Raw genomic sequence first — 19,881 nt, 5'->3', positions numbered from 1 at the left:
TCAAGCCGGCGCCTTCAAATCCACCCCCAACGCCTGGGCAAACGCCTTCACCAGCGGACTGCGCACGGTGTTGTGGCGCAGGATCAGATTGAACGGCGTGACGATGTTGATCAGGTCCGGCCGCACCGCCCGAAACTGTCCTTGGGCCACCAGGGTTGCGGCGTAATGCTCGGGCAGAAAACCCACGAAACGGCCGGTCTTGACCAGCAGCGCCACGGCTTCCACTTGAGTCGCCGAGGCCGAAAAGCTGTCGTAGCGGGCAAAATTCAGTTTGTCCCGATGGATCGCGTAGCGGTGGTTGATGCACTCGTAATCCTCCAGCACATTGCCGCCCATGTCCGCCTCTGGCATTGAGAACAGAGGATGGCCGACGGCGCAATACACGTACGAGCGCTCTTCATAGAGCGGGAAGTAATCGAACTCCTCTCTTTTCTGATAAACCGGCACGATCCCGGCCACTAACCGTCCCTCGACGACGCCTCTTTCCACCTCATCTAATTGAGATGCCTGAATTTGAAACCTTACTTTCGGTGACTCTTCATTTATTTTTCTAAGCGCAGCAACTAACGGCGAACTTGAATCTGTGATCGTATTGTCAATAACGCCTACCCCAAGGTCGCCAATAAGTTCGTTCTGCGCCGAACTAAGCCGATCACGAAAGTTGTCGACCGAGGCAAATAAATCAATCGAGGCCTGATACACCAGACGCCCTTCTTCGGTCAGATGAAACCCCTCTCGTCCTCGAGTACACAGGCGCATGCCGATGCGGATTTCAAGGTCGGAAATCTGTTTGCTGATGGCCGCCAGGCCCACATTCAGTTCGTTCTGGGCGGCACTGAAACCACCGGCCTCGACCACGGCCTTGAACACTTTGAGCAGTTTGAAGTCCAGACCGCTGAGGGCCAGTGGTGCCCGATGTACCGTTTTTGGCGGCGGGTTTCCAGAATTGGAAAGTGGGGTTTCCATAATGCTTATTTACCTCAGGTGCCCTATTCAACAATCTGTGTCCAACAACAAAAACATAGCCGACCAATAATAATGAACACAGAAAACAAGGCTTGGCAACCGTTAATAAATTCAACAGATCAGTGCCAACTCACTGATTTCGAACTATTAAAAGCTGACACCTCGATCAGCTCTCGCCACTTCGTAACTGCCCTCTTGAAAACTGCTTTGGCCTAACCACGCCCGGTTGAATCTTTTCGACCTGTAGGCGCGATCGGTGCGGCGATCCGGCTTGCTGGCAAAGCTCTTTGGCCTGACACCCGATTTTTTAACTTCCGAGCAATGACGAGGAAAACAACAATGTCTCAAACCACCGACCGTCTCTGGGGTGCCCGTTTCAAGAGCGGCCCTTCCGAAGCTCTCGCGGCCCTGTCCCGTTGCCCCGAGCGCTACTTCCGCCTTACCCCGTACGACCTCGCCGGTTCCAAGGCGCATGCCCGGGAATTGCAGCGCGCAGGGCTGTTGAGCGAGCAGGAAACCCAGACCATGCTCGACGCTCTGGAACGCATCGGTGATGACTTCCGTGCCGGCAGCATCGCGCCGACGCTGGACGACGAAGACGTCCACACCTTCATCGAGCGCCTGCTGACCGAACGCCTCGGCGCACTGGGCGGCAAGCTGCGCGCCGGCCGTTCGCGCAACGACCAGACCGCCAACGACCTGCGGCTGTTCCTGCGTGATCACGTCCGTACTTTGGCCGTTGAAGTGCTGGCCTTGCAGCAGGCACTGGTGGAGCAGGCCGAGCAACACGTCGAAAGCATCTGCCCGGGCTTCACTCACCTGCAACAGGCCCAGCCGATCGTCTTCGCTCATCACTTGCTGGCCCACGCCCAATCGATGCTGCGCGACGTGCAGCGTCTGGTGGACTGGGATGTGCGCACCTCGCTGTCGCCACTCGGTGCAGCGGCCATGGCCGGCTCCGCCATCGCTCGCCTGCCGCAGCAATCGGCCAAGGAAATGGGTTACAGCGGTGTTTGCGAAAACTCCATCGACGCTGTGGCCAGCCGCGATCACGTTGCCGAATTCCTGTTTATCGCCAGCATGCTCGGGATCAACATTTCTCGCCTCGCCGAAGAATTCTGCCTGTGGTCGTCGCGGCAGTTTCGCTGGGTCGCACTGGACGATGCCTACGCCACTGGCAGTTCGATCATGCCGCAGAAGAAAAACCCGGACATCGCCGAACTGGCCCGAGGCAAGGCAGGCCGCCTGATCGGTAACCTGACCGGTCTGCTGTCGACCCTCAAATCCCTGCCGCTGTCCTACAACCGTGACCTCAGCGAAGACAAAAACGGTGTGCTCGACAGCGTCGACACCCTGCTGCTGGTGCTGCCGGCCATGGCCGGGATGGTTGCGACCATGAAGGTCAACGTTGAAGAGCTGCGTCGTCAGGCACCGTTGGGCTTCACCCTCGCCACCGAAGTGGCCGACTGGCTGGCGGTGCGCGGCGTGCCGTTCAAGGAAGCTCACGAAATCACCGGCGCATTGGTCCAGGCCTGCGAGAAGCACGACATCGAACTGTGGGAAGCGTCCCCGGCGCTGCTGGCCGAGATCGATCCGCGCCTCAAGCCTGAAGTGCGTGACAGCCTGACCCTCGAAGCCGCTATCGCCGCCCGCAGTGGCTGGGGTGGTACCGCGCCGCAACAGGTGCGCGAGCAGATCGGCCGTTTGAAAACCGCCCTCGCTGCGCAGCAGCAATGGACCGAGAACTATCAGGGTTTTCGTCTCTGAAACAACGCCACCAAACCTGTGGGAGCGGGCTTGCCCGCGATAGCGAAGTGTCAGCCAACATTGATGTTGAATGTAATGCCGCCATCGCGGGCAAGCCCGCTCCCACAGGGATTGTGTTGGAAATGAAAGACAACACGCGCCGTCTTGATTGAGCGCGGCGTACGGAGAAACAACATGAGCCAGACTCAGGCAGAACGACTCCAGGCGGAGCGCAAACTGGCGGAAAACCAGTTCGATATCACCCAGTACCAGCACGTGCCACGGCGTTACTACGGACGGATTTTTTTCGCCACCGTAATAGTCATCGCGATCATAGGATTGGTGCGGGCCTTCGCCGAAGGCAAGATCGAATGGTCGTACATCGGCCAGTTCCTCACCTCACAGGCCATTATGTGGGGCCTGCTCAATACCATCGTCATGGCAGTGCTGGCGATGGCGTTGGGTATTGTCTTCGGGGTGATCACGGCAATCATGCGCATGTCGGCCAACCCGATCCTGCGCTATGTGGCATTGACCTACACCTGGCTGTTCCGCGGTACGCCGCTGATTTTGCAGCTGCTGCTGTGGTTCAACCTGGCGCTGATCTTCCCCACCATCGGCATCCCCGGCCTGTTCGAAATGGACACCGTGAGCCTGATGACGCCGTTCGTGGCCGCCCTCCTCGGCTTGAGCATCAACCAGGGCGCCTACACCGCCGAAGTGGTGCGCGCCGGTCTGCTCTCGGTGGACACCGGGCAGTACGAAGCCGCCAAGTCGATCGGCATGCCGCGCCTGCAAGCACTGCGCCGGATCATCTTGCCCCAGGCCATGCGGATCATCATTCCGCCGGTGGGTAACGAGTTCATCGGCATGGTGAAAATGACGTCCCTGGCGAGTGTCATCCAGTACTCGGAACTGCTCTACAACGCCCAGAACATCTACTACGCCAACGCCCGCGTGATGGAGTTGCTGATCGTCGCCGGTATCTGGTACCTGGCCACCGTCACCGTCCTGTCCTTTGGTCAAAGCCGTCTGGAGCGTCGTTTCGCTCGCGGCGCCGGCAAGCGTTCTTGAGGAGCCCCCACATGAGAAGCATCGTCAAGGCCGTGAGCCTGAACAAGTATTACGACCATTTCCACGCGCTCAAGGACATCAACATCGAGGTCGAGCAAGGCGAAGTGCTGTGCATCATCGGCCCGTCCGGCTCCGGCAAAAGCACCCTGCTGCGCTGCGTGAATCAGTTGGAAAAGATCGACAAGGGCGGCCTGTGGGTCGACGGCGAACTGGTGGGTTACCGCATCGCCGGCAACAAGCTGCACGAGCTCAACGAGTCGCAGATCGCCCGCCAGCGCCTCGCCACTGGCATGGTGTTCCAGCGTTTCAACCTGTTCCCGCACATGACCGTGCTGCAAAACATCATCGAAGGGCCGTGCCAGGTGCTCAAGCGTTCGCCCAAAGAAGCGCACGAAGAAGCCTTGGAATTGCTGGCGCGCGTCGGCCTGGCCGACAAGCGCAACAGCTACCCGATCGAACTGTCGGGCGGCCAGCAACAACGGGTGGCGATTGCCCGCGCGCTGGCCATGCGACCCAAGCTGATGCTGTTCGATGAACCCACTTCGGCACTCGACCCGGAACTGGTCGGTGAGGTGCTGTCGGTAATGCGAGATCTGGCGCAGACCGGCATGACCATGATCGTCGTCACCCATGAACTGGGCTTCGCTCGCGAGGTTTCCAACCGCATGGTGTTCATGGACGGCGGGCAGATCGTGGAGGCTGGAAGCCCCGAAGAAATACTAATAAGTCCGCAAAACCCACGCACCCAAAGCTTCATTTCTGCCGTTCGAACCTAGGCCCTGGCTCGTAAACCAAGAGCGGACCTCACAACACTCATAAGAGAACGACCATGAAGAATTTTGTTATCCCCGCAGTACTCGCAGGCGTTATGGCTTCCAGTTTCACTTGGGCCGCCGAGCTACCGGCCAGCATCAAGGACAAAGGCGAGGTCGTTGTGGCAATCATGCCGAACTACCCGCCGATGGATTTCAAGGACCCGGCCACCAACACCCTTACAGGGCTCGACTATGACCTGGGCAACGCCTTGGCTGAACGTCTGGGCGTGAAGATCAAATGGCAGGAAACCGGCTTCGAGCAAATGATCAACGCGCTGACCACCGACCGCGTGGACATGGTGATGTCGGGCATGACCGACACCGCCGAGCGTCAGGCCAGTGTGACCTTCGTTGACTACTTCACCAGCGGTCCGCAGTTCTACACCTTGCAGAAAAACAAGGAAACGAACGAGATCATCGACCTGTGCGGCAAGAAAGTCGGCACCAGCCGACGTACGACCTTCCCGGCGGAAATCGCCGCGTGGAGCAAGGCCAACTGCGAAGCCGCCGGCAAGCCTGCGATCAACGTGATCGGCACCGAAGGCTCGGCCGACGCCCGCGCACAGCTGCGCCAGAGCCGCATCGACGCGGCCATGCAGGGCAGCGAAACCCTGCCGTACCTCAAGACCCAGGAAAAGGACATGTACAAAACCGTGGGCCTGCCGATTTCCAAGCAGTTCACCGGGTTGGGTGTGAGCAAGAAAAAGCCTGAGCTGAGTGAAGCGGTGAAAGTCGCGTTGCAGAGCATGGTCGATGACGGCAGCTACCAGGCGATCCTGAAGAAGTGGGACCTGGAACTGGGCGCGATCAAGACCGTGACCATTAACGCCGGGAAATAATGGATCGGTGTGATGCCTTTGTGGGAGCGAGCCTGCTCGCGATAGCGGTCTGTCAGATGACATAGATGTTGAATGTACCGACCTCTTCGCGAGCAAACTTCGCTCCCACACTGAACCCGGGTCGATCACAATTTTGTGGCCAACCGAAAAACCTGTGGGAGCGGGCTTGCCCGCGATAGCGGTCTGTCAGGCGACACGCATGTTGAATGTACCGGCCTCATCGCGAGCAAGCTCGCTCCCACAGGGTCTGGCGTTTACTTATAAATAGTTGGAGCACCACATGTCCTCCTCGCTACAACCGACCTGGCCGGACCAGCACACAGCCTGCCTCGCCCTGGCCTTCGACCTTGATGGCCCGACCGGTGATGCGATGCTCAACGGCTCGATCTGGCGCAAGCCCGAGTATTTCGGTTTTGGTGGTTACGGCCCCTATCGGGCGCTGCCGCGGATTCTCGACGTGCTGGATGAGTTCCGGATCCCGACCACGTTTTTCGTCCCGGCCTGGGTCGTGGAAAACTGGCCGAAACAGTGCCAGGCGATTGTCGAGCGCGGGCATGAGGTGGCGTACCACGGCTACAAACACGAATCCTTTTACGCCCTGACGCTGGAGCAGCAGAAGGACGTGATGAACAAATCCCGCGAGGTGTTCTGGAAATACCTGAACATCCGCGCCGAAGGTTTTCGCACGCCATCCGGCGACTGGCGAGCCGAAACCCCGGCCATGCTGGTGGAAGCCGGCGTGACCTATTCCAGCAGCATGCGCGGCGACGACCGGCCGTACCTGGTGAAAGTGCCGGGTTTCGACACGCCGTTGGTGGAAATCCCCGGTCGCTGGGAAATGGACGACTATGCCTCCCTCGCCTACACCCGCGCGCCAGACTTTCCCTCGGGGCTCGACCGCACGGCCAGCTACGCGCTGACCCTCGACAACTGGTGCCGCGAGTTCGACGGCGCCATGGATGAAGGGCTGTGCCTGACCACCCTGTTCCACCCCAAGATCACCGGCAAACCGGGACGCATCCTGTTGCTGGAAAAACTCTTCGAACACATGCGCCAACGCGACGACGTCTGGTTCGCCACCTGCCGCGACGTCGCCCACTGGTGGCTGAAGGAGCATCACCATGGCTGATTCCACTGTCTGGCCTGACGGCTACCGCTGTGCCGTGGTGCTGACCGTCGATTACAACGACATCCACGGCATTCTCACCCAGGCTCCGGAAGTCGCCGGGCGCGACAAGACCTTATCGGTGTGGCGCTACGGAACGCAACGCGGTGTCGAGCGTTTGCTCGGATTGTTCGATGCCCTGGGCGTTTCCAGCAGTTGGTTCATTCCCGGCATCGTCGCCGAGGAAAACCCGGAGCACATCCGGGCGATCCTGGCCGGCGGGCATGAAATTGCCTGCGCCGGGTATCGCCATCAGCACTACGACAACCTGACGCTGGCCGAGCAAAGCGCCGAAGTCGCCAAGGGCTGCTCGGCCTTGAGCGCGCTGACCGGTCAACGTCCGACAGGCTTTCGCATCCCCGCCGGCAACGGTGCGCCGGGCTTCATCGAGGCGTTGCGCGATCACGGCATTCGCTGGGATTCGTCATGGCGCGGCGATGATTTGCCCTTCGCTCACCCGACGGCATGCGACGTGATCGAGCTGCCGTTGCACTACGAACTGGAAGACGAACCCTACTTCGCCTTCAACCTCAGCCCGGCGGTGCCGCCTGCGCAATCGCGCATCGCCTCCTACAGCCACACCTTGGGCAACCTGCAAATGGACTTCGCCGGGTTTCATCGGTTCGGGCTGTGTTACGTACTGCGGCTGCACCCGGAAATCATCGCCACGCCGGGACGGATCGGCGTGTTGCGGGAATTGCTGCAGAGCATTCAACAGCACGACGACGTCTGGATCGCCACCGGGGCCGAGGTCGCCCGATGGTGGGCCGAGTCGGCAGCGCCCGTGAGCGAGGATCACCCGGCGGCGGTGTACGAACGTCATTATCGGGATTACGGCGTATGAAAGATCAAGAGACCGCAGCCTTCGGCAGCGCCTACGATGGGGTGATGCGGATGGAGCGGCTGGCGCAGTTTTGCGTCGATACTCGCTTTGAAGATTTACCACCCGCGTTGGTCGCACAAGCCAGGCGGCACATTATCGACACCTTCGGCGCGGCGCTGGCCGGGGCTGACAGCGACGTGGCGAAACAAGCGCGTCAGGTCTTCAAGGGTGAAGCCGGCAGCACGCTGATCTGGGGCACTGATCAGCGGGTCGGCGCGGCGCAGGCCGCCATGCTCAACGGCATCGCCGCGCATGCCCTGGAACTGGACGACACCGGCGGCTGCGACCACTCCGGCGCAGTGGTGCTGCCGGCGGTGATGGCCGCTGTGTCGATGTCTGAGCTATCGGTTTCTGAAACACCGGTAAGTGGCCGCGAGTTGATCACCGCGATAGTGATCGGCTACGAAATCGGCCGTCGGGTGCTCGAAGCCTGCGGCAGTTACTCGGCCCATAACGGCGCCGGTTGGCACTCCACGGCGACGTGCGGGGTGTTTGGTGCGGCAGCGGCCAGCGCGCGAATTCTGGGGCTGGATGCACAGCAAACCCTGGCGGCCCTGGGCATCGCCGGTAGCTTCAGTGGCGGTCTTTGGGCCTTCATCCATGACGGCTCGCAAAGCAAAAAACTCCACAGCGGTCGGGCCGCCGAAGGTGGATTGCTGGCGGCGCGGTTTGCTCAACAAGGCATCACTGGGCCGACCAAATTGTTCGATGATGTCTGGGGCGGTTTTCTCAAGACCCTAGCGGCGGATACCGCCGTGCCTGAGGCGTTGGATGCCGAACTGGGGCAGGTCTGGAAACTCGCCCGCTGCTCGCTCAAACCCTACGCGGCATGCCGGGGAACGCATTCGGCGATCGATGCATTGGGCCTGTTGCTGAATCAATTGCAGGTCAGCGCGGATCAGGTCGAGGGCGTTGAGGTTTCGTTGTGCGGATTCCTGCAAGACATGTGTGGCGGTCAGGACATCAACGGCCTGGCGGCGGCGCAGATGAGCTTGCCTTATGCCCTCGCGGCCCGGTTGGTCCATGGTCATTGCCGGTTGGAGGCCTACGACGACGAACAGCGCCACCACCCGCGGATTGCACACTGGATGTCGCGCATTCGCCTTGAAGTCGACCCGCAACTGTCGGAGGATGGCGAGCCTGTGGTCAGCGTTCAGACCGTGGATGGTCGGCACGCTAGTTTGTGTGTTGAGGTGCCGTTGGGTGCGCCGGGGAATCCGCTGAGCGATGAGGCGCTGGAGGAGAAGTTTTTCAGCCTGGCGGGGCGGGTGATGCCGCGACAGCAAGTGCAAGAATTGCTTGCGCAGTTGTGGCGGCTGGAAGCGCTTGAATCGGTGGCAGACTTGAATGTTGCGATGTCTGTGCGGGCCTCTTCGCGGGCAAGCCTCGCTCCTACAAGGTTCACGTCGAGCCACGATTAAATGCTCGACACAAAGCCTGTGGGAGCCGGCTTGCCCGCGATTGGCAGCAACTCGGTATCGCGTCGATACCACAGAATCTGAATAAGGACATTTGCCCCCACCGTGGCCACTTACTCCCTCGTCATTCGCCGCTTGATGATCGTTTCGCTGACCATCGTCGTCAGCCGCGCCATTACCAGCCCGTTGCTCACCCTGTTTCTGAGCAACAAACTCGGCCTCAACCAACAGGACGTCGGCCTGCTGCTGGGCATCGCGGTGTTTATCGCCACCCTGCTCGCCCTTTATGGCGGTTACATCATCGACCGCCTTGAAAAGCGTCGACTGCTGATCCTGGCCATGCTCTCCAGCGCCATCGGCTTCGTGTTGCTGACCTTCGCTCAAAACCTGTACCTGACCACCGCCACCCTGGTGATCACCGAAACCGCCTCGGCGCTGTTCCTGATCGGGTCCAAGGCGATTCTCAGCGAAAACCTGCCGGTGGGTCAGCGCGCGAAAGCCTTTTCGCTGCGCTACACCCTGACCAACATCGGCTACGCCACCGGTCCCATGCTCGGTGTGGTGATCGCCGGGGTGCAGCCGCTGGCGCCGTTCCTGATTGCCGGTGGCATCGCCTTCTTCAGTATTTTCCTGATGAGCGGGATTCCCAAAGACCCGGCCCAGACACCCGCCATCGGCCAGCCACAGAGCTTTCTCAAAACCCTGATCACCCTGAAGAACGACCGCACACTGATCATGTTCACCTGCGGCTGCCTGCTCAGCACCGTGGTGCACGGTCGTTTTACCCTGTACCTGTCGCAATACCTGCTGGTGACCCACGATTCCAAGCGAGCGCTGGAAACCATGGCCGCCCTGCTCGCCTGCAACGCCATCAGCGTGATCTTGCTGCAATACCAGATCGGCCGGTTCCTCAAACGTGAACAACTGCGTTACTGGATTGCCGGTGGCACCAGCCTGTTCATCCTCGGGTTGATCGGTTTCAGCCTGGCCGACAGCCTCGTGAGTTGGTGCGTGGCGATGTTCATTTTCACCCTCGGTGAAATGATCATTTACCCGGCCGAGTTCCTCTTCGTCGACACCCTGGCCCCGGAAGAACTGCGTGGCAGCTACTACGGCGCGCAGAACCTCGCGGCCCTCGGCGGTGCGCTGAGCCCGGTGATCTGCGGCTTCCTGCTGATGCACTCGCCTGCGCCCACCATGTTCTATGCGCTGAGTGCGTTGACGGCGATGGGCGGTTTCCTCTGCTTCATGAGTGGTCGGCGGGTGGCTATACTGCAAAAATAATGCACTGAAACTGCATTAATATGAATTTGTCAGTATCTGGAATGATCGGCACACTGTGCGGCGTTCCTCCCCCAATAGTTGGAACTACTTCAAGGGCTTTCTGGGTCTCCCAGCTAAGCCTTTTTTTTTGCCTCGATTTTTCTACGGATCGTTTGCCTCATGTTCGCTCGCTGGTTACCTGCCGCCATCAATACCCGTCCTTCAGAATGGAGCCGCGCCGCTATCGGCATGTCGCTGGGAACGATGTTCAGCGTCTGGCTCTGCAGTCAGGTATTTGGCATGGAAGTGGCGCAGCACCTGATCGGTCCGCTGGGTGCATCCGCAGTATTGCTGTTTGCTGTGTCCTCGGGCGCCCTCGCCCAGCCTTGGTCGATACTTGGCGGCTATTTGAGCGCCGGGGTGGTCTCGTTGCTGGTCGCTCACGTGCTCGGACGCACCCTCGGCAGCGCCTGCCTGGCGGCGGGCATGTCGCTGATTCTGATGTGCTGGCTGCGTTGCCTGCACCCGCCGGCCGGAGCGCTGGCATTGCTGTTGGTGCTGGCGGACCCGGCGACCATTGCCCTGGATTGGAAAGCCCTCGGCCCGGTGATGCTCAGTGGCTCGACGATGCTGTTCAGCGCACTGGCGTACAACAACCTGACGCGCATTCGTTACCCAAAACGTCCCGCTGAGCCGGTGCCGATGATGCCCGTCCCCGCCAGCCAGGCGATCACTGCCGCGGATCTGAAACTGGCCCTCACCGACATGGAAGCGTTCTACGACGTCACCCCCGAAGACCTCGAACAACTGATTCATGCCTGTGAGTTGCATGCCAAGCGGCGCAGCATCGGGGATGTGTTTTCCAGCAAGGGTTGAAGATCAAAAGAAAGATCAAACGATCGCAGCCTTCGGCAGCTCCTACAAGGTCCATGTTTAGCGCAGTTTTTGCGCATGAACACCGGTCCTGTAGGAGCTGCCGAAGGCTGCGATCTTTTGCTTTTACGGTTTATCTACGCAGCCGATTGCTGCCGCACCGGCACCGCCAGGCTCACCGCACGCACCGACGCCCCGGCACTCAACCCTAACGTTTTCGCCGTTTGCGCATCGACGATCAAGGTCCCGGCGGCGACGCGCGCGGGAGCAGCGGTAATCCGGCATTCGGCAAACTGGCGGTTGTGAATCAGGTACGTCGCCGCCTGCTCTCCTGGCGTACCGATGCTCAGTTGCAACACCTGACTGTCGCGCACCGCACGGATGTCGCCAGTGGCGCATTCGATCAGCGGCCCGCCATCAAAGATATCGATGTAATCCCGGTGCTCGAACCCTTCAGCCTTGAGCATGCCCAGTGCCGGTTCGGTGTTGGGGTGCACGCGACCGATAACCGCGCGCGCCGCCTCAGGCAACAGGCAGGTCGGCAGTGGAAACTTGGGCATCAGTTCGGCGATGAAGGTTTTGTTGCCAAGGCCCGTGAGGTAGTCAGCGTCGGCGAAATTCATCTTGAAGAAGTGCCGCCCCAAACCTTCCCAGAACGGTGATACACCCTCTTCATCCGAATAACCGCGCATCTCCGCGATCACCTTGTCACCGAAGTGCTGACGAAACTCCGCCAGAAACAGGAACCGCGCCTTCGACAACAAGCGGCCATTCAGACCGCTGCGGTGATCGGCATGCAAAAACAGCGAACACAGTTCCGAGTGGCCGGTCATGTCATTGCCGAGGAACAACGTAGGCAGTTGCTGATTGATTCCGAGGTTTTTCGACGCGGCGACGAACAGGCCCAATCGATAGTTGTACCAAGGCTCGCGCAGACCGACGGCACCCGCCAATGCACAGATGCCGACCGCTTCTTGCTGGTCGTTCTCCAGCACAAACAGGTAATCGGCATCGCCGCGCTCGGCCTCGCCTGCAAAGGTTTTCGCCGCCCATTCCAGGCGCTGGGTCAAGCGCGCCGCATCGGCCGGCAAGGTGGTCAAACCGGTTCCGGCGCTTTGGGCCAGGGCCAACAGGGCCGGCAAATCTGCTGGTGTTGCAGGACGGACGATCATCGCACTTGCTCCTGGGCAGGTTGGGACTGACGTTTAGATAGATAGACTTCGGCCAACATGCAGCGCGCGCTGCCGCCGCCGATGCGTTCGATGGTGTCGATGTTCACCGGCAGCGGCGTGGTGTGGGTTTCGATCAAACGGCGCTGAGCGACATCCAGCGATTGCCAGGCCGCGCGCGACATCACCAGCAAGGGTTCGCCCGCAGCGTTGTGGACTTCCAGCATGTTGCCGGCAAACGACTCCAGCTGCGCCCAGTCCAGAGCGATCACCTTTTTACCGCTGTCTTCCAGCCGTGAGCGCAGGGCCAGGCGTTCATCCGGACGAGTGACGGAGGCAAGGCACGCAATCGCCAGCTGGGTGCCGACACTCATCATCACGTTGGTGTGATAAATCGCCACGCCCTGGCGGTCCACCGCATTGAAGGCACACAGCTCGTAACCCAAATGGTCGACCAGTTGATCCAGCGCCCGAGCGTGGGTACGCGTGGAATAGCCGGCGTAACAAATCCGCTGCTGTCGGTCCAGCACCATGCTGCCGGTGCCTTCGAGGAACACTTCTTGCTGTTCCAGGCTGGAAAGGTCCAACAACTGCTCGACGCGGTATTCGTCCCGCAGCCAGTCGAGCACACCTTTATCGCGCTCCAGACGGCGGTTGTGGCCTTGCATCGGGTACAGCACCAACGTGCCGTCGGGGTGGCTGCTCCACCAGTTGTTGGGAAAGATCGAATCGGGGGTGTGCGGGGCTTCGAGGTCGTTATGCACCAGCACTTCGACGCCGTGGCTGCGCAGCGCGGCGACGTAGCCATCGAACTCTTGCAAGGCCTTGAGCTGCACGTCCTCGGACACATCGGCCGGGCGCTGGAAACGGTTGTTCGCCGCCGTGTCCTGATTGAACGAGAAACGTGTCGGGCGAATCATCAAAACGGTATTGGTGGTTTGCATGGGCACAGATTCAATGAGGGTTGAGAGGTACTCATTGTCTGTTTCGGTGATGGAAAAACCCGGTTGTTAAGGGAATGGAGGGTGATGGAAACGGCTGAAAATTCAGAAACGTTCAGCCGATTCGGCGAGAGCCAGAATCAAAAGATCGCAGCGTTCGGCAGCTCCTACATGGACCGTGTTCACCGCACTTTTTGCGTATGAACACCGATCCGGTTCACCGCCATTTGTGCGTATGAACACCAATTTCGTAGGAGCTGCCGAAGGCTGCGATCTTTTGATCTTGATCTTAACGGTCGCACTTACTCCATCGAGGTCTTGACCATCGCCAGCTCCGGATGGCTGACCAGTTTGTCGATGTGCAACTCCGGGTCGTCGAACCAGACTTCGGTCAGCACCCGATAATGTTCCATGTCCCGGCATCGCATGCGCAAACTGTAGTCGAACGCGCCGCTGATCAAGCGGCATTCCAGCACCTGCGGACAACCACGAACCTTGGCCTCAAAAGCCTTTTGCGCCGCCCGCCCGCTTTGATTCGACAGCGCAACCAACACCAGCAAAGACAGGCCTGGGGTCAGTTTTTTTTCATCGAGAATGGCCCCGTAGCCACGGATAACCCCGAGCTGTTCGAGCTTGCGCACCCGTTCCAGGCACGGCCTGGGCGTCAGGTGTACGCGCTCGGAAAGCTTTTGATAAGTGATGCGCCCTTCGTGGCGCAGCACTTCGATAATTGCCTGATCGATACGATCAAGCACGATCGACAGATCGCGGATATCCGCCATGTACGTCTTGCCTCACTTCAAACGACCCGATAGGAATTGCTGTAAACGTTCACTCTTTGGCTGGTCGAGGATGGTTGCATCACCTTGCTCCTCGACCCGCCCCTGATGCAAGAACAACACCTGGCTGGAGACTTGCCGGGCAAAGCCCATTTCGTGGGTCACCATCAACATGGTCCGGCCTTCTTCGGCCAGCGCCTGAATCACCTTCAGCACCTCGCCCACCAGTTCCGGGTCGAGGGCCGAGGTCGGCTCGTCGAACAACAGAATCTCCGGCTCCACGGCCAACGCCCGGGCAATCGCCACGCGCTGTTGTTGCCCGCCGGACAGAAACGCCGGGTATTGATCAGCCACCCGTTGCGGCAAACCGACCTTGTCCAGATACGCCCGCGCGCTCTCTTCGGCTGCCTTGCGGCTCACGCCCAGCACCCGACACGGCGCCAGTATGATGTTTTCCAGTACGGTCAGATGGCTCCACAGATTGAAATGCTGGAACACCATCGCCAGACGCGTGCGCAAGCGCTGCAACTGCGCCGGGTTGGCGACTCGCATGCCGCCAGCACCCGAGCGAGTGATGACGCGCTCACCGTCCAGTTCGATGGCGCCCTCGTCCGCCCGCTCCAGAAAATTGATGCAGCGCAGCATGGTGCTTTTACCCGAACCGCTGGCACCGATCATGCTCACCACATCGCCGGCCCGTGCGTTCAACGAGACGCCTTTGAGCACTTCATTGTCACCAAAACGTTTGTACAGATTTTCAACCGTGAGTTTGTACATGCATAAGTCTCCAGCAGCGCCTGCTGCGACGCTGCCCTGGATGAAAAGAGGAATTAGTGCGCCGGCCCGAGGAAGCTCAACCAGCGCTTCTCTGCCAGACGAAACGCGCCGACCAGCCCGAACGACAGCGCGAGGTACAGCAGGCCGGCAATGCCGAAGGCCTGAAAGGTCATGAAGGTCGCGGCATTGGCGTCACGGGCAACTTTGAGGATGTCGGGGATGGTCGCGGTGAACGCCACCGACGTGGCGTGCAACATCAGGATCACTTCGTTGCTGTAATACGGCAGCGCCCGGCGCAACGCCGAAGGCAGGATCAGCCGCAGGTACAGGCGCCAGCCGCTCATGCCATAAGCATGGGCCGCCTCGATCTCACCGTAAGGAATGCTGCGAATCGCCCCGGCGAAGATTTCCACGGTGTAGGCGCAGGTGTTGAGCGTGAACGCCAGCAAGGTGCAATTCATCGCATCGCGAAAGAACGCTTCGAGCAGCGGTTGCGAGCGGACCACAGCGATGCCATAGATCCCGCTGTAGCAAATCAGCAACTGGATATACAGCGGCGTGCCGCGAAACACATAAGTGAACAGCTGAACCGGCCAGCGCAGCAGGCCCCAGCGCGAAGTGCGCATGATCGCCAATGGCAACGACAGGAAGAACCCCATCACAATGCTCGCCACCAGCAGCCACAAGGTCATCGCCAATCCGGTGAGGTTGTAGCCGTCGCTGAACAGAAAGGGTTTCCAGTATTCGGCAATCAACTCGATCATCGCGCCATCCCCCTAACGCCCTGGTTATAACGCCGTTCGAGCACTCGTAATACGTAGTTCGACGCGCTGGTGATCAGCAGGTACAGCGCCCCCGCCAGCAGCAGAAAATCGAGCATGTTGAAGGTGCTTTTGCCGGCCTCCTGCGCCACCTTGACCAGGTCCGATAAACCGATGATCGACACCAGCGCCGTGGCCTTGAGCAGCACCAGCCAGTTGTTGCCCAGGCTCGGCAAGGCGAAGCGCATCATTTGCGGAAAGACCACGAAGCGAAAACGCTGCCAGCGGTTCAGGCCAAAGCAGGCGGCGGCTTCCTGTTGGCCGCGTGGCACGCTCATGATCGCCCCGCGAAAAGTCTCGGTGAAATACGCGCCGTAGATGAAGCCGAGGGTGACGACGCCGGCCACAAATGGATCGATTTCCATGTAAGGCCAGTCCATCGCCTCGGTCAGACTGCTCAGCCAGCCTTGCAGGCTGTAGAAAATCAGCAGCATCAGCACCAGGTCCGGCACTCCGCGAATCAGCGTCGTGTAGAAGGTCGCGGGCAGGTTCAACATTTTCAGCGGCGACAGCTTGGCCGCCGCGCCGAGCAACCCCAGCACCATGCTCACCAGCAGCGACAGCGCCGATAATTTGAGGGTGACCCAGGTGCCATGCAGCAACAAAGGGCCATAGCCTTGCAGGGCCGAAAGATCGACCCCGATCAGATTCAGGAAGGAATTCACGCCAGTCACCTGTCTTGAGGCGCCCGCTTTCAAGCGCTGCGCCTGTTACCAGGACGCAGCGCTCGGGGCGCGAGGATCAGTTGTTGTAGAGGTCCAGATCGCCGAAGTGCTTCTGCTGGATCTGTGCGTAGATGCCCTTTTCATGCAGGGCCTTGATGGCGGCATTGAGCATGCCTTTGAGCTCTTCGTTGTCCTTGCGGATGCCGATGGCGATTTCCGACGGCACCAATGGGTCGCTGATGCCTTCACTGTTCTGGAAGTCCGCCCCTTGCGGCGACGTCAGAAAGCTCATCTGCGCCTGCAGCTTGTCCTGGATCGACGCATCGAGGCGCCCGAAAACCAGGTCGGCGTAGACCTGATCCTGATTCTGATAAGCGCGCAGTTTCACCCCGCCCGGCCCCAGTTTGGCCTTGGCATAGGTTTCCTGAATCGTGCCCTGCATGTAACCGATGGTCTTGCCCCGCAGCGATTCGGCAGTGGGCAACAAGCTGGAATCCTTGCGGGTGACGATGGCGGTCGGCCCGGCATACAGGCGATCGGTGAAGTCGATCTGTTTTTTGCGCGCGTCGGTGACGGTCATCGAGGATTCGATGGCGTCGAACTTGCCCGCCTTCAGGGCCGGGATCAGCCCGTCGAAGTCATTGCTGACCCACACGCACTTCAACTTCAGCTCGGCACAAATCGCATTGCCCAGGTCCACGCCAAACCCCTGCACGCCGCCATCGGCGGTGGTGGATTCAAACGGCGGGTAACTGGGGTTGACGCCGAATCGCAGCTCTTTCCACTCTTTGGCGCTGGCTCCGGTGGAGCAGCACAGCAAAGCCAATGCCGGTAAGGTCAGCCATTTGATGTTCATCTTCTAGAGTCCCGGATTATTTGGATTTATCGCGGCTTGGCGCCTGCGCCGCACCACACTTTTTGACAGGGGCAGAGAGTCGATGCGGTATTCACCGCAGCCGTATTTGTTGTTGTTTTCGACTGGGTCTAATCAGTCGTCGGGGTGCAGTCCGTTCCAGGCTCTTGATCGCAAGTGCTTGAAATGGATTGCCAGAATGCCAATTGCCCGGACGGCACGGGTGTCGTAAGTCCCTGTTCAGACAGCTCAAGTGCGCTGAACGAAGGCCTTTCACAGCCGATTCTGTCGTTGATTGTCGGAGGGGGGGTTAAAGATCAAAGGAAAGATCAAAAGATCGCAGCCTGCGGCAGCTCCTACATTGACCGTATTCACATATGAGCACCGATTGCGTAGGAGCTGTCGCAGGCTGCGATCTTTTGATTTTACGTTAAGGTAAAAATGCAAGCAGCACCTGCACGTATCCCGGTTGTACATCACAAATTTGCACTGATACGATCCAGCATCGCTCGCGCGCGAGCTTCTCTATAAAGAACAATAAAAGCAGGGAGTTAGTGATGACTGCTCAGGTTTCATCCCCGACAACACAGCCCATGGATGCCACGCAAAACGAAGTGTTGGCCGAGGTTCGCAATCACATCGGTCACCTGACCCTCAATCGCCCCGCCGGCCTCAACGCCATTACCCTGAAGATGATTCGCAGCCTGCAACAGCAGCTCGATGCCTGGGCACAAGATCCGCAAGTGCGCGCGGTGGTGTTGCGCGGTGCCGGTGAGAAAGCGTTCTGTGCCGGCGGCGATATTCGCTCGCTGTACGACAGTTTCAAAAGCGGCGACACCCTGCACGAAGACTTCTTCGTCGAGGAATACGCCCTCGACCTTGCCATCCATCACTATCGCAAACCGGTCCTGGCCTTGATGGACGGCTTTGTGCTGGGCGGTGGCATGGGGCTGGTGCAAGGCGCCGATTTGCGGGTGGTCACCGAGCGCAGCCGTCTGGCGATGCCGGAAGTGGCCATCGGTTATTTCCCGGATGTCGGTGGCAGCCACTTCCTGCCACGCGTTCCCGGTGAGCTGGGTATTTATCTCGGCGTCACTGGCGTACAGATTCGCGCCGCCGATGCGCTCTATTGCGGCCTCGCTGACTGGTACCTGGAAAGCGAAAAACTGGGCACGCTGGACGAGCAACTCGATCACCTCGAATGGCACAACACGCCGCTCAAGGATCTTCAAGGTGTGCTGGCGAAACTCGCCGTGCAACAACTGCCCGATGCGCCATTGATTGCGTTGCGCCCGGCTATCGATCACTTCTTCGCCCTGCCCGATGTGCCGAGTATGGTGGAACAACTGCGTGCAGTGACCGTCGCCGACAGCCACGAGTGGGCCATGGCCACCGCCGACTTGCTGGAAAGCCGTTCACCGCTGGCCATGGGCGTGACCCTGGCAATGCTGCGGCGCGGTCGGCACCTGAGCCTGGAACAGTGCTTCGCCCTCGAACTGCACCTGGATCGCCAGTGGTTCGAACGCGGTGACCTGATCGAAGGCGTGCGCGCCTTGCTGATCGACAAAGACAAGAACCCGCGCTGGAACCCGCCGACCTTGCAGGCGTTGGACGCCGAGCACGTCGCGAGTTTTTTCACCGGGTACGACCCAAGCTGGAGCTGAGCCATGCACGATATCGAATTGAGCGAAGAGCAAGTGATGATCCGCGACATGGCCCGGGATTTTGCCCGCGGCGAAATCGCGCCCCATGCACAGGCCTGGGAAAAGGCTGGCTGGATCGATGACGGTCTGGTGGCGAAGATGGGTGAACTGGGTCTGCTGGGCATGGTGGTGCCCGAGGAATGGGGCGGCACCTATGTCGACTACGTGGCCTACGCCTTGGCGGTGGAAGAGATTTCCGCCGGTGATGGCGCCACTGGCGCACTGATGAGCATCCACAACTCCGTGGGCTGCGGGCCGGTGCTCAATTACGGCACCGAAGAACAGAAACAGCAATGGCTGCCGGACCTTGCCAGCGGCCAGGCCATCGGTTGCTTCTGTCTCACCGAACCCCAGGCCGGTTCCGAAGCCCACAACCTGCGCACTCGCGCCGAACTGCGCGACGGCCAGTGGGTGATCAACGGCGCCAAGCAATTCGTCAGCAATGGCAAACGGGCGAAACTGGCGATCGTTTTCGCCGTGACCGATCCGGAGCTGGGCAAACGCGGCATCTCGGCGTTCCTGGTGCCGACCGAAACAGCGGGGTTCATCGTCGACCGCAGTGAACACAAGATGGGCATCCGCGCTTCCGATACCTGCGCTGTCACCCTGAACAATTGCACGATTCCCGAGGCGAATTTGCTGGGTGAACGCGGCAAAGGCCTGGCCATCGCCCTCTCCAACCTCGAAGGCGGCCGCATCGGCATCGCCGCGCAAGCCTTGGGCATCGCCCGGGCAGCATTCGAAGCGGCGCTGGCCTACGCGCGGGATCGGGTGCAGTTCGACAAGCCGATCATCGAGCACCAAAGCATCGCCAACATGCTGGCCGACATGCACACCCGGTTGAACGCCGCGCGCTTGCTGATCCTGCACGCCGCGCGCTTGCGCAGTGCTGGCAAGCCGTGCCTGTCGGAGGCTTCACAGGCCAAGCTGTTTGCATCCGAGATGGCCGAGAAGGTCTGCTCGTCGGCGATACAGATTCATGGCGGGTACGGGTATCTGGAGGATTACCCGGTGGAGCGTTACTACCGGGATGCGCGGATCACGCAGATTTATGAAGGGTCGAGCGAGATACAGCGGATGGTGATTGCCCGGGAGCTCAAGCACTACCTGGTCTAGAGCGTCGCCGCAGAC

Annotated in this window: 19 protein-coding genes; 11 read left to right on the top strand and 8 right to left on the bottom strand. The window is 60.0% G+C overall.

Going from position 1 to position 19,881, the window contains the following annotated elements; translation table 11 throughout:
- Positions 1–966 (bottom strand): LysR family transcriptional regulator, encoded by a 966-nt coding sequence (locus tag LOY38_RS14075; protein ID WP_258700548.1) that lies wholly within the window; start codon positions 964–966, stop codon positions 1–3.
- Positions 967–1,305: 339 nt separating this feature from the next.
- Here LOY38_RS14075 and argH point away from each other — a divergent pair, with 339 nt between their 5' ends.
- From argH to LOY38_RS14030, 9 genes are all read left to right on the top strand, one after another.
- A complete protein-coding gene (gene argH, locus LOY38_RS14070) occupies positions 1,306–2,733 on the top strand; it encodes an argininosuccinate lyase (RefSeq protein ID WP_258700547.1) in 1,428 nt (475 codons plus the stop codon).
- A 174-nt stretch (positions 2,734–2,907) separates the two neighbouring features.
- Complete coding sequence (locus LOY38_RS14065; protein ID WP_105346141.1) at positions 2,908–3,786, top strand: amino acid ABC transporter permease; 879 nt, start codon at positions 2,908–2,910, stop codon at positions 3,784–3,786.
- Positions 3,787–3,797: 11 nt separating this feature from the next.
- Positions 3,798–4,562, top strand: a complete 765-nt coding sequence (locus LOY38_RS14060) for an amino acid ABC transporter ATP-binding protein (RefSeq protein WP_223484254.1) — start codon at positions 3,798–3,800, stop codon at positions 4,560–4,562.
- 53 nt (positions 4,563–4,615) lie between these two features.
- A complete protein-coding gene (locus tag LOY38_RS14055) occupies positions 4,616–5,440 on the top strand; it encodes an ABC transporter substrate-binding protein (RefSeq protein WP_258700546.1) in 825 nt (274 codons plus the stop codon).
- 280 nt (positions 5,441–5,720) lie between these two features.
- Positions 5,721–6,569: a polysaccharide deacetylase gene (locus LOY38_RS14050; RefSeq protein WP_258700545.1), complete on the top strand. Its 849-nt coding sequence runs from the start codon at positions 5,721–5,723 to the stop codon at positions 6,567–6,569.
- On the top strand, positions 6,562–7,449 hold the full coding sequence (locus LOY38_RS14045; RefSeq protein ID WP_258700544.1) for a polysaccharide deacetylase: 888 nt from the start codon (positions 6,562–6,564) through the stop codon (positions 7,447–7,449). The genes LOY38_RS14050 and LOY38_RS14045 overlap by 8 nt, the downstream gene beginning before the upstream one ends.
- The gene (locus LOY38_RS14040; protein ID WP_258700543.1) at positions 7,446–8,909 is read left to right on the top strand and encodes an MmgE/PrpD family protein; all 1,464 of its coding nucleotides are present in this window, start codon (positions 7,446–7,448) and stop codon (positions 8,907–8,909) included. The genes LOY38_RS14045 and LOY38_RS14040 overlap by 4 nt, the downstream gene beginning before the upstream one ends.
- 102 nt (positions 8,910–9,011) lie before the next feature.
- Complete coding sequence (locus LOY38_RS14035; protein ID WP_258700542.1) at positions 9,012–10,190, top strand: MFS transporter; 1,179 nt, start codon at positions 9,012–9,014, stop codon at positions 10,188–10,190.
- 159 nt (positions 10,191–10,349) lie between these two features.
- Complete coding sequence (locus LOY38_RS14030) at positions 10,350–11,045, top strand: HPP family protein (RefSeq protein WP_258700541.1); 696 nt, start codon at positions 10,350–10,352, stop codon at positions 11,043–11,045.
- Positions 11,046–11,179: 134 nt separating this feature from the next.
- Here LOY38_RS14030 and astA read toward each other — a convergent pair whose 3' ends face one another.
- From astA to LOY38_RS13995, 7 genes are all read right to left on the bottom strand, one after another.
- Complete coding sequence (gene astA / locus LOY38_RS14025; protein WP_258700540.1) at positions 11,180–12,214, bottom strand: arginine N-succinyltransferase; 1,035 nt, start codon at positions 12,212–12,214, stop codon at positions 11,180–11,182.
- Positions 12,211–13,155 carry a citrulline utilization hydrolase CtlX gene (gene ctlX, locus LOY38_RS14020; protein ID WP_258700539.1) on the bottom strand — a complete coding sequence of 315 codons (945 nt, stop codon included), beginning with the start codon at positions 13,153–13,155 and terminating at the stop codon, positions 12,211–12,213. Before ctlX ends, astA begins: the two co-directional genes overlap by 4 nt.
- Positions 13,156–13,454: 299 nt before the next feature.
- The gene (locus LOY38_RS14015) at positions 13,455–13,934 is read right to left on the bottom strand and encodes an Lrp/AsnC family transcriptional regulator (RefSeq protein ID WP_258700538.1); all 480 of its coding nucleotides are present in this window, start codon (positions 13,932–13,934) and stop codon (positions 13,455–13,457) included.
- A gap of 12 nt (positions 13,935–13,946) precedes the next feature.
- Entirely contained in the window at positions 13,947–14,708 is a 762-nt protein-coding gene (locus LOY38_RS14010) for an ABC transporter ATP-binding protein (RefSeq protein WP_258700537.1), read from the bottom strand.
- 53 nt (positions 14,709–14,761) lie between these two features.
- Complete coding sequence (locus LOY38_RS14005) at positions 14,762–15,472, bottom strand: ABC transporter permease (RefSeq protein WP_258700536.1); 711 nt, start codon at positions 15,470–15,472, stop codon at positions 14,762–14,764.
- Entirely contained in the window at positions 15,469–16,194 is a 726-nt protein-coding gene (locus LOY38_RS14000; protein ID WP_258700535.1) for an ABC transporter permease, read from the bottom strand. The genes LOY38_RS14005 and LOY38_RS14000 overlap by 4 nt, the downstream gene beginning before the upstream one ends.
- Before the next feature lie 76 nt (positions 16,195–16,270).
- Complete coding sequence (locus LOY38_RS13995; RefSeq protein WP_258700534.1) at positions 16,271–17,050, bottom strand: transporter substrate-binding domain-containing protein; 780 nt, start codon at positions 17,048–17,050, stop codon at positions 16,271–16,273.
- A gap of 554 nt (positions 17,051–17,604) precedes the next feature.
- Here LOY38_RS13995 and LOY38_RS13990 point away from each other — a divergent pair.
- Positions 17,605–18,711 (top strand): enoyl-CoA hydratase/isomerase family protein, encoded by a 1,107-nt coding sequence (locus tag LOY38_RS13990; RefSeq protein ID WP_258700533.1) that lies wholly within the window; start codon positions 17,605–17,607, stop codon positions 18,709–18,711.
- Between the two features lie 3 nt (positions 18,712–18,714).
- Positions 18,715–19,866, top strand: coding sequence for an acyl-CoA dehydrogenase family protein (locus tag LOY38_RS13985; protein WP_258700532.1), 1,152 nt, complete (start codon positions 18,715–18,717; stop codon positions 19,864–19,866).
- Positions 19,867–19,881: the final 15 nt, after the last annotated feature.

Source organism: Pseudomonas sp. B21-015, assembly GCF_024749285.1.
Taxonomy (GTDB): Bacteria; Pseudomonadota; Gammaproteobacteria; order Pseudomonadales; family Pseudomonadaceae; genus Aquipseudomonas.
Note: the sequence above shows the minus strand (reverse complement) of the source record. Positions and strands in the feature narration are given on the sequence as shown.